This is a genomic window from Paenibacillus sp. OK076 (genome assembly GCF_900110055.1).
Classification (GTDB): Bacteria; Bacillota; Bacilli; order Paenibacillales; family Paenibacillaceae; genus Paenibacillus.
Genome location: NZ_FOCH01000001.1, coordinates 2,595,923 through 2,609,251, shown reverse-complemented (window position 1 = coordinate 2,609,251; position 13,329 = coordinate 2,595,923). Strand labels below are relative to the sequence as shown.

Below are 13,329 nucleotides of genomic sequence, written 5' to 3'. Positions count from 1 at the left end.
GAAGAAAGGAAAGTGAGGCACCTGACTGTATGGAAATAAACACCATTGTTTTAGTCGTTTTTTTGTTTCTTATTCTTATCTTATTGGTTCGCGTCATCAGCTTGCAGACCCAGTTGAATGAATTGAAAAGGGATGTTGAACGTCTGGAGAATGGTTCAGGCCTTAACGCACACTCCCCTCTCAGTTATAACGCTTCTTCAGTGAATGTGTCTCCACTTACACCTACACCGACACACGCTGATCTGACCAAACTTGATAAAGAATTGCAGGCACTTGCAAAACAGGGCAAAAAAATAATTGCAATCAAAAAGGCTCGTGAAGCCAGAAACCTGTCATTGAAAGATGCCAAAGAATACGTTGAATATCTTGAACGCTTATAATTAGTATGTAGATAGACTTCCCAACTCCTTGCAAAGGTTTTTTGCTTTCAGTTGATTCATGTTCGACTGAAAACAACGATCTTCGCAGGGAGTTTACTTTTTTCAAAAGACATGATAAAGTTATTTCAATATTTGTAGAAATAAGAAATAAAGACGAAAGGACCGATTTTAATGCAACCCAATCCGATTGATAATGAACAGGCCGTCAAAATTCATAAAGCGCTGGGCGAACAAACGCGATATAAAATCATTCAGATTCTTTCGGGTGAAAGCAACCTATGTCCAGCTGATTTGGAGAATCGGCTTGTAACCGTGGCGCTTTCCACTTTATCTCATCACCTGAAGCAGCTTTCCGATTGTGGTTTGTTAACCTCACAAAAGAAAGGTACGTATATTTACTACACCCTGAATACAGATACTGTACAGAGATTCGCTCCTTATCTGCTGGATAGATAAAATTTTTGTTTATTATTTCTATAATACTAGAAATATCAAATCAATATATGGGTATTGATACTCGGTCTGCTGAGCCTCACCGTAGTCGTATTAATCTCCTTTTGCCATAAAACCCGGGTGCATGGATAGATTAAGTGCTCAGACTTGTTTCATGGGTGTGTTAGTTATTTCTTCATCCTGTTCTCTCGTCCTTATTTCTATATTTCTAAAAATATAATAATTATAAACAGAAAGAGGTTATATACTCATGTCTAACACATGGAAAATCTATGTCCTGGCCTTGGTCAGCTTTCTTGTAGGGACCTCCGAATATGTCATTGCAGGCATTCTGGATCGGATCTCGGACACCATGAATATATCGTTGATTGCTGCGGGACAGCTGATCACAATCTTTTCACTCGTTTATGCACTTGGTACGCCCATCATTATCGCCTTAACATCCCGTATGGATCGACGAAAGCTGCTGCTCTACTTTCTGGGACTTTTTGTCGCAGGTAACGTCTTGGCCTACCTTTTACCTGGCTATGGGCTCTTTATCGCTGCACGTATCCTTATGGCGCTGGGAGCCGGAGTCGTCGTTGTAACAGCCTTGACAGTCGCTGCCAAAATAGCGCCTGCAGGCAAACAGGCCAGCTCTATCGCAACGGTCATTACAGGGTTTACCGCATCCCTAATCGTGGGGGTTCCACTGGGAAGAATGGTTGCTGCAGCTTGGGATTGGAAACTGATTTTTGCAGGTATCGCGATTTTGGGTGTGCTTGCCATGATTGTTATTGCCTCTACGATTCCGCCATCTGAAGGCGAAGCACCCGTTCCTTTGAAAAAACAATTAGCGCTCCTTAAACAACCTCGTATTGGATTCGCGCTGCTTGTCAGCTTTTTCTGGTTAGGAGGCTATTCCATTGCGTATACTTACATTTCACCTTACCTGGTAACTGTTGCAGGCATGAACGAAACGGTGTTAAGTTCCGCTTTGCTGGCTTTTGGTATCGCAAGTCTGATTGGTTCCAAATCAGGAGGATTCAGCGCAGACCGTATGGGAGTAAAGCGAACACTCATCCTGGGAATGGCCTTGCATGTCGTAAGTCTGTTGATGCTGAACATCACGGCTCATTCGGGTGTGATCGTCTTTATTGTGTTGATTCTATGGTCCTTCTCCGCCTGGTCTTCCGGCCCAACACAGCAATATAATCTGGTTACACTGGCTCCGGAATCGTCCGGAATTATGTTGAGTCTGAACAGTTCGGTTATGCAACTGGCCATGGCTGCCGGTGCAGGTATCGGGGGAATTGCCGTCAGCGCAGTTTCATTGTCATCCATCACCTGGATTGGAGCTGCAGGGGTGGTTATTGCAATGATCATCATTATTTTTGCTTACCGTCCGGGAATTGCCACTACAGCTCAGACTGAATCTTCCAATGTGGCATGATAAAGGGTAAGCTCAAGCTTGAAAATATTAGCACACAAAAAGAGAGGCACTGTAACATTACAGTCGCCTCTCTTTCTTATGATGTCTGATAAATGCCTTATTGTGCGGTTACAGCACCATCAATAGGATAAACAGCGCCATTAATATAAGGTGCTTCGTCTCCCAGCAGGAAGGATACCAGATTGGCAATCTCTTCAGGCTTACCGAGACGTCCGGACGGAATGCTGTCAAGGGTTGCTTTGAATACTTCAGGATTATCCTTACCAAACTGAACCACCATCGGAGTTTCAATCGTACCTGGGGCAATGGCATTTACACGAATGTTTTCATTGCCGTATTCAATAGCCGCTGTACGTGTTAGTCCAACTACGCCATGTTTCGTCGCTGCATAGGGTGCAACCGCTTGAACACCCACAATACCTGCTGTAGATGCCGTATTGACGATGGAACCACCGCCTGTTTTGAGCATTTCGGTAATCACATACTTCAATCCGTAAAATACACTTCTCAGGTTAATATCAATGATTTGGTCAAACTGCTCGATAGTATGCTCAATTAATTTGATACCCGGACCAGCGATCCCGGCATTATTGAAAAACATGTCGATTCGACCGAATTCCTCGATCGTTTTGTTAACATAATTCTCTACCTCGTTCGCCTTGCTTACATCTGTTTGTACAAAAATGGCTTTACCGCCCAGCTTCTCAATCTGTTTTACAGTTTCCTGACCCGTCTCTGCCACGAGATCAACGACCACAACAGATGCACCCTTCTCAGCCAGCTTCAGTGCGGTTGCTCGGCCCAATCCACTTCCTGCTCCAGTGATAATAGCTATTTTTCCTTCGTGACTCATTTTGATCTCCTCCATGTGTGTTCGTCATCTGTCATCGGATCGATTAATTCAATATGAAGCGGTCTTGCATCGGAATGCAACATATGTAGGGTAGAAAGCTTTGAATCCTGCCTGACTTTACCTATTTTAATGGAGTTACGGCTTAAAAACAAATCATATAATATGACTACATACTATAATATTCATCACATACTACACATCTCAAGAAGGGGAATTTCTTAATAAAAGCGTGTAACATTCCCCTTCTTTTTGGTGAGACGTACAGTTTAATTTCATACATTACATAGTCAGATCGACATTTCAACATAGCACGATAATGCTAAGGCGAACGTCATCCTTATCTCAGCAAATTGGTTTTAGCCAGTTCAATCAGCTCATCGCCACGCCCATTCAGCACCGCCTTCATCATCCATAAGGTGAAGCCTTCGGCCTGTTTTATATTAATCTTCGGAGGCAGGGACAGCTCCTGACGGTTCACCACAACATCAATCAGAACAGGGCCATCATGCTGCAATGCTCGCTCTACAGCCCCTTCCAGATCAGCCGGATCTTCAACCCGTATCCCCTCCAGGCCCATCGCTTGAGCTACCATCGCAAAGTTGGGATTTACAAGCTCGGTACCGGATTCAAGCAATCCGGCAGCTTTCATCTCCAGTTCAACAAAACTGAGTGCACCATTGTTAAAGACGACAACTTTAATCGGCAGATTATGCTGTTTAAGCGTCAGAAGATCACCCATCAGCATGGCAATGCCGCCATCACCGGACAAAGAAATCACCTGTCTTCCCGGATCAGACACCTGCGCTCCAATTGCCTGTGGAAGAGCATTCGCCATGGTGCCATGACTGAATGAACCTAACAATCGGCGATTGCGGCTCATTTCAATATAGCGGGCCGCCCATACTGTAGGTGTACCAACATCGCAGGTGAAGATTGCATTTTCCGCCGCAGCATCGCTGATGACCTTGGTTAAATACTGCGGATGAATTGGCGTCTTCCCGGGTTTTCCTACGGCAAGCTCATCCAATTCTTTGCGAACTTTCTCGTAACGTTCCACACTTTTATGCAAATGTTTGTCACTATGCTCTTCCGTCAAATAAGGTAACAATGTTTCAATCGTAGCCTTCACATCTCCGCACACGCCATAATCGAGCTTTGTGCGGCGACCAAGATGTGAAGACTGAATATCCACTTGGAGTACAACCGCATCTTCCGGGAAGAATTGACGATACGGAAAATCGGTTCCCAGCATCAGGAGCACATCACAGTCCATCATGGCATGATATCCGGAGGAATACCCGATCAATCCGGTGAGGCCTACCGAATACGGGTTATCGTATTCCAGATATTCCTTGCCTCGCAAAGCAATAACCATTGGGGATTTCAAGCGATCACAGAGCTGCATCAGCGGTTCACGAGCACCGGCGCAGCCTGCGCCACACAGCAACGTAATTTTTTTGCCTTGATTCAGGAATTCCGCCAGTTTCCGCAGTTCAGGTTCGGAAGGATGGACAACAGGGTGTGTGGGATGATATACATGCTCTGGCACAGGCAGGTCAGCCGCTTCCAGAGCCGCTACATCACCTGGCAATATAATAACGGAAACTCCTGAACGAGCCACTGCGGTCTGCATAGCCATCGTAAAGGAACGCGGCATCTGTTTGGCTGTTGTAATCACCTCACAATAATGACTGCATTCCTGAAACAAATACTCTGGGTGAGTCGCTTGGAAATACTCGCTCCCGATCTCATCACTCGGAATATGAGCAGCGATGGCTAGTACCGGTACACGGTTCCGATGACAGTCGTACAGACCGTTAATCAAGTGCATGTTTCCCGGTCCGCTGCTGCCTGCACATACAGCGATACTTCCGCTCACTTGGGCATCTGCCCCGGCCGCAAAAGCAGCCACTTCCTCATGGCGGACATGAATCCATTCAATTTTCCCCGAACGACGGATGGAATCGAGTACCGCATTTAAGGAGTCTCCAACGATACCATAGATACGTTTGATGCCTGCGTTCAATAGTGCTTCGACCAGAACGTCTGCAATTGTTTTTTTCATGACAGGTCGGTCTCCTTTATTCGCTTATTTTGAGTTATGTTTCCACCGCGTTAAACTACCTATTCTTTTACCCCAATCTTTTGAAATTAGAAACAAAATCATATGTATTTATGGATATATAAAAAATCCGCTTGTCATGGACTGACAAACGGATCATGGGCTGTTATGGTTTTAAAAGTGGTTCATTGCATGTTTAGTAATTCATTCACATCCATAAATCAATATTATATGGCAGGCATCACATTGCCACCACTGACCGGGATATAAGCCCCTGTAATAAAAGAGGACAGGTCGGATGCCAAAAATGCTACCGCATTGGCAATTTCCTGATCTTCTCCCCTGCGTTTCAACGGCACAGTTTGAATATAACCCTCATCATGTCCCGGCTCACTGCTCCGGTCGCGTTCACTGATTGTCCATCCAGGAGCAACCTGGTTGACGGTAATCTGATATTCGCCTACCTCTTTCGCCAGCACACGGTACAAACCGTCCATGCCGCGTTTTCCAGCTGTATATGCAGATTGGGTGGCAAAATTTTGCATCGCACATTCCGTATTGATACCAATGAATCGACCCGCTCTGGCTTCTTTCATATAAGGGATGAATGCTTTGGCGAGATACACACTCTGCATCACACATGATTCGAACTGGCTTATATAATCATCTGGTGATTGTTCCAGCACCGTTGTCCAGGCATATTGGATGACCGCATTGGCAACCACGATATTCACATCGCCGAGGCTGGACTGAATTTCATCCCGCATCCGAAATGCCGTATCCTGCTTCGTGATGTCGCCCTGAACAATGACCGTTTTCCGACCGATGGCTTCAATCTCAGCCTGAAGCTCTCTCGCCTTCGTTTCATTATTTATGTAATGCAGCGCGAGGTCAGCACCACAGTCTGCCAACGTACAAGCGATGACCCTTCCCAATTGACCGGTTGCACCAGTTACCAGCGCCGTTTTACCTGAAAGATCCAATTTCATGTGATAAATCGCTCCTTTGAGTCACACATGTGTAATCACGAAATTTTAGCGATGAAGAAAGAAGGATTTCAAAAATAGTTTAACTCATATTAAACAAACTGGAATCTAACTGGAAAACGATTTCGAAGTTCATGTTATCTTCTGTTTGGTTTCAATGAGATTCATCATTTTATTACTTCCCGTGCGGAATGAGATCGATTTCCTGGAAGCGACTAACTTCTTTTTCCCACCGTTCTTCCACATATTTGCGGTGAACCGGGTGATCATTATAGGCATCATAGGCAGCCTGATTGGCAAATACCATCGAAAAACTGTAATCAAACTCGTTCTTTTCGCTCACCTGACGCAGGACCTGGAATTGCTCTACACCCGGAATATTCGCCAGTGCATCCGCGCTTTCTTTCAAAAATGCCTCTGCTTCAGGTGTATCTTTACCTGCGTAAAGTGTAAACGTTACCATATGGTTGATGCTGCTCATCTCTATTTCCTCCTCCAATATGACTGACTCTGTTTCCTAGTGTACATCCGAAAGTATTGTAAGCGCAATAATTGGTTGAATTAATTTTAGAGCAGTTGAATATGTAGGGGGATTAGAATTACTTTTAACTTTGGATTGCATGGGTCTACCTAACGGCATACAAACAAAAAAACCTCAGGACTAATCCCGAGGTTTTCTTGTAATGGTTGGACAACCTATTTGATGTTGTATTTACGGTTAAATTTATCAACACGACCACCGATGTCCACGTTTCTTTGTTTACCAGTGAAGAATGGGTGGGATGCGGAGCTAGTGTCCACACGGATTACTGGGTAAGAGTTACCATCTTCCCATTCCATTGTTTCGTTCGAAAATTTAGTCGAAGAACTCAGGAATTTGTAATCAGCACTTGCATCGAAGAAAATTACTGTTTGTGTCTTTGGATGGATATCAGCTTTTGGCATAATCTATTTACACTCCTTTAATATGGGTACTTCTTAGAATAGAACTAAATTTTATTATACTCTTTTTTTGGACGAAGTACCAGTCGGAATTGAAGAAACGATAAATATTTTACAATTCACTGTGATTTGCACAGGTTTCAGAGTTCAAGATAAGCCCTTCTCCAGCACATTTAGCATATATTCCAATGCTTCAAGTTCATCTCTTCCCCGTGTCTGCAATCTCACTATACTGCCATGTCGAATGGGAAGAAGCGCCATTCCCAGCAGGCTTTTGACATCTACACGATGCTCATGATTGGCATCCATAAATGACAATGAAATATCCGAGGCAAAACGCGACGCTTGAGAAGAAACAGACATCAAATCATCCCGGTGAAAATCAGAGTGAATCATAAATTCATGTGTTCTCACAACCTTCAGTTCCTTTCGCTAGATGCTGTTTAACCAATGTGGTGTGTATCATTTTATATATTAAAATCTTCAAGCATTATACCACGTTATGGAAGCTTGTTTAATCCTTTTATGACGAAAAATACAAAAAAAGAAACCCTAAATCTCAGGGCTCCTTTGAAGTAGATTCATTTGCCGTTCGGATACACCATTACCTTCAGACTGCCGCTCTTGTTGTGCAATGCCCGTTCCATAGCCTGCTGCGTCTCCTCAAGCGAATAACGGTCAGTGATCAGGGACATCACATCATGCTGGCCTGAGCTCAGAAATTCAATTCCCGCCGGATACGTATTGGCGTAACGGAAGATTCCGTAAATATCTACCTCGTTGTCCGCGATAAAAGGAACATTCAGGGCAATCTCGTCCTGTGCAGGCAGTCCTACAATAGCAAGCTTGCCACCTCGGCGGAGCGAATATAAAGCCGACTGAAGCGCCTTCGGATTCCCCGCAGTTTCCCAAGCTGTATCTACTCCAACGCCGTTTGTTAACTCACGGATCACCGCCTGTGCATCCTCGTTCCTTACATTAATGGTATGGGTGGCGCCCATACGACGAGCAGCCTCCAATCGCACTTCCTCCAGATCGGTGACGATGATGCGTTCTACGCCAAACGATTTGGCAGCTGCAACGGCCATCAGGCCAACAGGACCCATGCCCATAATGGCAAGTGTGGTGCCCGGAGCCAGTTTACTGCGTCTTGCAGCATGAATGCCAACCGAGAAAGGTTCGTTCATGGCTGCTTCTTCAAAAGACAGATGATCCGGGATCGGGAAAACCATATCCTCCCGAATGGTCATGTATTGTACAAATGCTCCATCCACCGGAGGCGTGGCCAGAAATTGCACATCGGGACACAGATTATAACGACCTTCTTTGCATGCCGTGCATCGTCCGCAGGTTACCCCGGGCTCAATGGCGACCCGATCTCCTTCTTTCAGCCGTGATACTTTTGAGCCTACAGCTGCTACGATACCTGCACATTCATGTCCAAGTATAATCGGTTTCTCAACGACAAATCGGCCAATTCTGCCATGTTCAAAATAATGCACATCCGATCCGCAGACGCCAACGGCCATTACCTGAATGAGCACTTCGTCTTCAGCCGGCTGTGGTACAGCCTGTTCTTCAATGATGATGTGCCCCGGCTCTGTCATGACAGCAGCCTTCATGGTCTTGGGTACTTGATGATGTCCCATATGTTCCCTCCTTCTCGTGTATGCCAACGTTGTTCTTTCCTACGAAGAAGATCCGACTCTTGTATCCAGATTAATATATCGCTCTTCCTTGTTCATCGGCAATACCGCTTTTGCGATAGAAGTACGTATTGATCATGTCTCGCCATTCCTTGGCATGCTCCGCCTGCCCTGCCTGTAACGCAGACACTTTATCAAATACAGTCGCATCAATTTTGCCTTCCAGCTGTCTCCAGGTCTGTGCTAATGCTTCCGCCTGCTCTGCTCCATCAAAATGTGTATCATAAATGTGCTGAATGACCGTTTTGCCAGAATGCAGAACATGTGTATACGGGACATGGTGGAAAAATAATAGCAGCTCGTCCGGACAGGAGTCTACGGATTCATATCTTTCGGCGTTTTCCCGATGGTATTGGGACGTATATCCCGTTCCACTGCTCACGGTCCGGTCCACCCCAATGCCATCACAATCGGCAAAATGGTACGTCCCCCACTTGGAATATTCATAGCCATCCACATTAGGACCATAATGGTGCTCCGGATTAACCATCCAGCCTACACCGAGCGGTGCCGTATAACTTTCATAGATATCGAGCGAATTCAAAAGCATGCCAGAGATTAGACGAACGACCTCTTCGTCATGTCCGAATGTAAGTCTGACCCACTCCTCCGCGATCTCTTCCGATGACAGCTCCGGATTCCAGGCAAGTCTGCCATATCCGTATAGATTAGCTTGAGCGAGCGGATGTCCTGTCCAGCAAGCATCCGCACCGATATTGGATACTGCGGCAAAGCCGCTGTAGGGCCTGTTGTACAGAGAACCGTCAGCAATGCGTTTGATTTCAGAACCCGGTCCCTTGGCAAACGTATCAAAATCCAATACTTCTTTCCACTGTGGGATCAGATAACACAGATGCCGCTGCTGGCCCGTATACTCCTGCGTAATCTGGAACTCCAATACCTGATTTGTGTTCTCCATTGCCCCAAACAGCGGGGATACGGCCTCGCGAACCTGAAAGTCCATCGGCCCATTCTTGATCTGCAAAATGACGTTCTCCGCAAATCGGCCATCCAGCGGCTTGAAGTGGTCATATGCCGCCCGTGCACGATCCGTGGAGCGATCACGCCAGTCTTGCTTGCAGTTATAGACGAAGCAGCGCCAAATCACCAGGCCACCAAATGGGCGAAGTGCCTCGGCCAGCATGTTAGCTCCATCAGCATGATCACGGTTATATGTGAAGGGTCCAGGCCGATTTTCTGAATCCGCTTTGATCAGATAGCCGCCAAAATCCGGGATTGCCGCATATACCTTGGCTGTCTGAATGTTCCACCATTCACGGACCTGTTCATCCAGCGGATCTGCCGTAAGCAATCCACCAATCTCTATTGGGCTTGCGTAGTTGGCGCTCAGGAACAACCGGATGCCGTACGCTCTGAATTGGGCAGCAACCTTCGCAACATCACCCAGGAAACGTTCCGTCAGGAACAGGCTCTCACGCTGATGCACGTTTACGTTATTGATTGAAATGGCGTTAATACCTGTAGAAGCAAGCAATCTGGCATAATCTCGAATACGCCCAAGATCATGTGTAAATTCCCCATTGTCATAGAAAATGGATTTTCCAGCATAACCACGCTCGATGCTGCCGTCTACATTATCCCACTGATTGATCATGCGTAATGCATTAACAGGCTGCTCTGAAATGTAACTTAATCTTCCCGCAGCAGGATGTACATCGTTAGAGTTTTCTTGCTCCAGAACAAGCTCCCTTAACAGATGAAAAGTACCATATAGAACACCTTGAGGGGTTTCAGAACCAATAAACAGCTTCCCCTGCGCCTTATCTTCGCGGATAATAAAACCTTCTCCTTGCACGGTAGAGCGCTCCGTGTCGCTGAAGGCCTGAGCCACGGTTTCTGAGCCCGTCCATGTGCCAAGCCAGATCCCTTGTGCCTCCCGGTGGGCTGATTCCGACTCACTCACTTGATTGGCAGTTTCCTGACTAACTTTCGGTTTGATGCCAAACAGCTTATCGAGTCCCTGAGTCAGTTCGTCTATTGCTGTTGATATGATTTCCTCATGTTCCACCACAGTCACGGTATGGCTCCATGCAGGGACTGCCTTTTGGGCGGCCCCTTTCACTGCGGATTGACTTTGAAGATATCCAAGCCACGCATCATATTGCGGGCCGGAGATATTGGGTTGAACGGTTGTGTTGCTCATTGTACAGCCTCCTTACTGGCATAGATCTGCTCCAGACGATTACCTTTGCCTTCGAGCAGCCATAGAATCGATGTTACTCCGCGTGGGTAATACTTGCTTCCGACCGCCACACCTGCCAGGATCTGGTCACTCCAGCACCAGTAGGATTCCTCTGGATGCAGCAGCCAGTTTACATGAGCAGCATCAGATGCCTTGCCTGTTTCATCCCATTCCACGCCCAGCAGTTCTCGTGCGATGAACTGGGACAGATATATTTTGCTGAGCCATGAGTTATTACTCGTAGAGGACAGCTTCCAGCCTCCATCTTCAAACAGGCATGTACCAGGGACAAGAACCGTTTTAAAATGGGTTCGAAGCGCTACCAGGTAAGGACCGAAACGACCATTAACATCCAGCACGCCTTCACAGCCGGTGAAGTATGGGAACACCAAGCCTTCAATAGCCGGAATGATACGGGAATCATTATTTTCGGCGATCACTGCCGGAATGTAGCCACCATTGGTTAACTGGGCTGCGATACTGGCTGCACAGCGATCTGCCTGACGTCCTGCGTGATGAGACAAATCAGCCAGCTTCTCTGCAGCGAACAGCTTCTCCAGTGCTACATAGACGGCCCAGCATTTGCCTGCCAGATAGATGTTGTTGCGGGATTGTCCAAGTGACACATCCAGGCTGTCGTAAGTGGTAATCTCGGCTCCGCCTTTGGTACGACTGCTATCCAGCCCCATCAGGCCGTTGCGTTGGTTTTCATCCGGATGATCCCGGTTCAACATGCTTTCGAAGCAATCCCGAATGACGGGCAGCATCTCTTTAACAAATTCCCGGTCCTGCGTCTGTTCAATATATACCGTTGCACAGCAGAGCCAGTTAACCAGTTCCTCGTGACTCATTTGCGAGAAGCAGTCATCAATACCCACCAGTTCATATGCCGAGTGTCCCGGACGTGAGAATACATTGGCTACGCCGATATCATGGGTGAACGTAATGCCGCCCGGATATTCCTTCTCTTCGCCAGGGAACCGCACTTGATCCGTATAACTGTAGCGTTTCACAAACCACTCCAACTCGTTACGCACGGTCCAGGGATTTAAGGCAAGTTCAAAATACAACTGATCTGCAGTCAGATCGAGTGTATTCATCATCCGGTATTCACCTTCATTGACGATCCAGAACGGCTCGCCGTCCGCATCCAGCAGTTGTGTACTTGCATAATAGCTATGAATGGAATGGGCAAGCATGAACGATTGATCTTCACTCAAAGCAGCTGTACCGAGACGTTGCTCAACTTCCTTACAGGAAGCAGTCAGCTCGTTGAAACGGTCAAGCGCATATTTCCCCGCTTCCAGGATATCTGCAAAATAACGTGTATACCAATAGGTTGTGTCTATACCCGAAGTAACGATCCCACCGCGATAAAAACAGACGGCAAATCGGTATGTACGCTTCTCTCCGGCGGGAACGTCCATCAACAGGGCAGCTGTTTCGCCCAGGCCGAACGCGAGATTCTCACGATGCTTCTCCTGCAATATCTTCTCCAGTGTAAATCCTCGAGCAGGCCATAGACCCTCATCCGCAGATAAAATGGCGGTTAGGCGACCTTGTCCAACTCCGGTTAATGACCCACCCTCAGGTCCTCCGATGATACGCATGGCTGAGTAAGGATCATTACCCTGGTATCCAAAATATGCTTTACGCTGCTGCTGTCCTTGCGTGTTATCAATCGTCATCTCCACCAGCACCGCAGGCACAAGCGCATCCATTAGTGCTTCACGATCGCCACTCAGCGGTTCGGGTACAGGACGCACAGGTGAGTAAATACGGAAAGTCAGATCACCCGCCGTCCATGTATCTGTTCCTGAAGTAAACTCGCGCGTAATCTCTTCATCGCGGAACGCTGAAATTAACGGGCGTGTTCCCTGTGCTGCAACTGCCGTTGGCGTGCTCAATTCACTTTCCGTCGAGGCCGAAGACACCTGATCTGAATCCGAATTGTCCCCTTTCTCCACATCATATCGAACGCTGGCATCTTCAACGGCTTCAAAAAATGGTAAAGCTTCGTAGTAGTCACTGTCGCGAGATTGTAAACCGATATATAAATTCTGATCTGCTGGCTTGCCAAGCTCCAGGCCTAGTCCGCCTTTGGCTCCTTTGTAACCAAGCGTAAAGCTGGCAAAAGCCCCGATCGGTGAGTGATGGGCATTATAAAAGATGGATTTGGAAGTGCTCATGAACGATGACCCCTCTCAAAATGGTTTGCATACGTTTTCATTAGCCCCATCCTACCATGGGCATTCCACCATAGACCATGGTCAAATCAATCGGATATTTACCCAAATCAAGCTAGTAGACTA

Annotated in this window: 12 protein-coding genes; 3 read left to right on the top strand and 9 right to left on the bottom strand. The window is 46.7% G+C overall.

From position 1 onward, the window contains the following. Positions 1 to 29: 29 nt before the first annotated feature. The 3 genes from BMY78_RS11635 to BMY78_RS11625 all read left to right on the top strand — a co-directional run bounded on the left by BMY78_RS11635 (position 30) and on the right by BMY78_RS11625 (position 2,265). The gene (locus BMY78_RS11635) at positions 30 to 380 is read left to right on the top strand and encodes a hypothetical protein (RefSeq protein ID WP_090898349.1); all 351 of its coding nucleotides are present in this window, start codon (positions 30 to 32) and stop codon (positions 378 to 380) included. A gap of 171 nt (positions 381 to 551) precedes the next feature. Then, a complete protein-coding gene (locus BMY78_RS11630) occupies positions 552 to 836 on the top strand; it encodes an ArsR/SmtB family transcription factor (protein ID WP_177185705.1) in 285 nt (94 codons plus the stop codon). A 247-nt stretch (positions 837 to 1,083) separates the two neighbouring features. Next, the gene (locus BMY78_RS11625) at positions 1,084 to 2,265 is read left to right on the top strand and encodes an MFS transporter (RefSeq protein ID WP_090898346.1); all 1,182 of its coding nucleotides are present in this window, start codon (positions 1,084 to 1,086) and stop codon (positions 2,263 to 2,265) included. 97 nt (positions 2,266 to 2,362) lie between these two features. Here BMY78_RS11625 and BMY78_RS11620 read toward each other — a convergent pair whose 3' ends face one another. The 9 genes from BMY78_RS11620 to BMY78_RS11580 all read right to left on the bottom strand — a co-directional run bounded on the left by BMY78_RS11620 (position 2,363) and on the right by BMY78_RS11580 (position 13,206). Next, positions 2,363 to 3,118 (bottom strand): SDR family NAD(P)-dependent oxidoreductase, encoded by a 756-nt coding sequence (locus BMY78_RS11620; RefSeq protein WP_090898343.1) that lies wholly within the window; start codon positions 3,116 to 3,118, stop codon positions 2,363 to 2,365. A gap of 337 nt (positions 3,119 to 3,455) precedes the next feature. Further along, the gene (gene poxB, locus BMY78_RS11615) at positions 3,456 to 5,183 is read right to left on the bottom strand and encodes a ubiquinone-dependent pyruvate dehydrogenase (RefSeq protein WP_090898340.1); all 1,728 of its coding nucleotides are present in this window, start codon (positions 5,181 to 5,183) and stop codon (positions 3,456 to 3,458) included. Positions 5,184 to 5,407: 224 nt separating this feature from the next. Beyond that, positions 5,408 to 6,169 carry an SDR family NAD(P)-dependent oxidoreductase gene (locus BMY78_RS11610; RefSeq protein ID WP_090898337.1) on the bottom strand — a complete coding sequence of 254 codons (762 nt, stop codon included), beginning with the start codon at positions 6,167 to 6,169 and terminating at the stop codon, positions 5,408 to 5,410. A 172-nt stretch (positions 6,170 to 6,341) separates the two neighbouring features. Beyond that, on the bottom strand, positions 6,342 to 6,647 hold the full coding sequence (locus BMY78_RS11605; protein WP_090898334.1) for a Dabb family protein: 306 nt from the start codon (positions 6,645 to 6,647) through the stop codon (positions 6,342 to 6,344). A 215-nt stretch (positions 6,648 to 6,862) separates the two neighbouring features. Next, on the bottom strand, positions 6,863 to 7,111 hold the full coding sequence (locus BMY78_RS11600) for a type B 50S ribosomal protein L31 (RefSeq protein ID WP_063563876.1): 249 nt from the start codon (positions 7,109 to 7,111) through the stop codon (positions 6,863 to 6,865). Between the two features lie 144 nt (positions 7,112 to 7,255). Continuing rightward, positions 7,256 to 7,522: an HPr family phosphocarrier protein gene (locus tag BMY78_RS11595; protein WP_256222063.1), complete on the bottom strand. Its 267-nt coding sequence runs from the start codon at positions 7,520 to 7,522 to the stop codon at positions 7,256 to 7,258. A 167-nt stretch (positions 7,523 to 7,689) separates the two neighbouring features. Continuing rightward, complete coding sequence (locus tag BMY78_RS11590) at positions 7,690 to 8,757, bottom strand: NAD(P)-dependent alcohol dehydrogenase (RefSeq protein WP_090898331.1); 1,068 nt, start codon at positions 8,755 to 8,757, stop codon at positions 7,690 to 7,692. 70 nt (positions 8,758 to 8,827) lie between these two features. Continuing rightward, a complete protein-coding gene (locus tag BMY78_RS11585; RefSeq protein ID WP_090898328.1) occupies positions 8,828 to 10,978 on the bottom strand; it encodes an alpha-glucuronidase family glycosyl hydrolase in 2,151 nt (716 codons plus the stop codon). After that, positions 10,975 to 13,206, bottom strand: a complete 2,232-nt coding sequence (locus BMY78_RS11580) for a glycoside hydrolase family 52 protein (protein ID WP_090898325.1) — start codon at positions 13,204 to 13,206, stop codon at positions 10,975 to 10,977. Before BMY78_RS11580 ends, BMY78_RS11585 begins: the two co-directional genes overlap by 4 nt. Positions 13,207 to 13,329 lie beyond the last annotated feature (123 nt).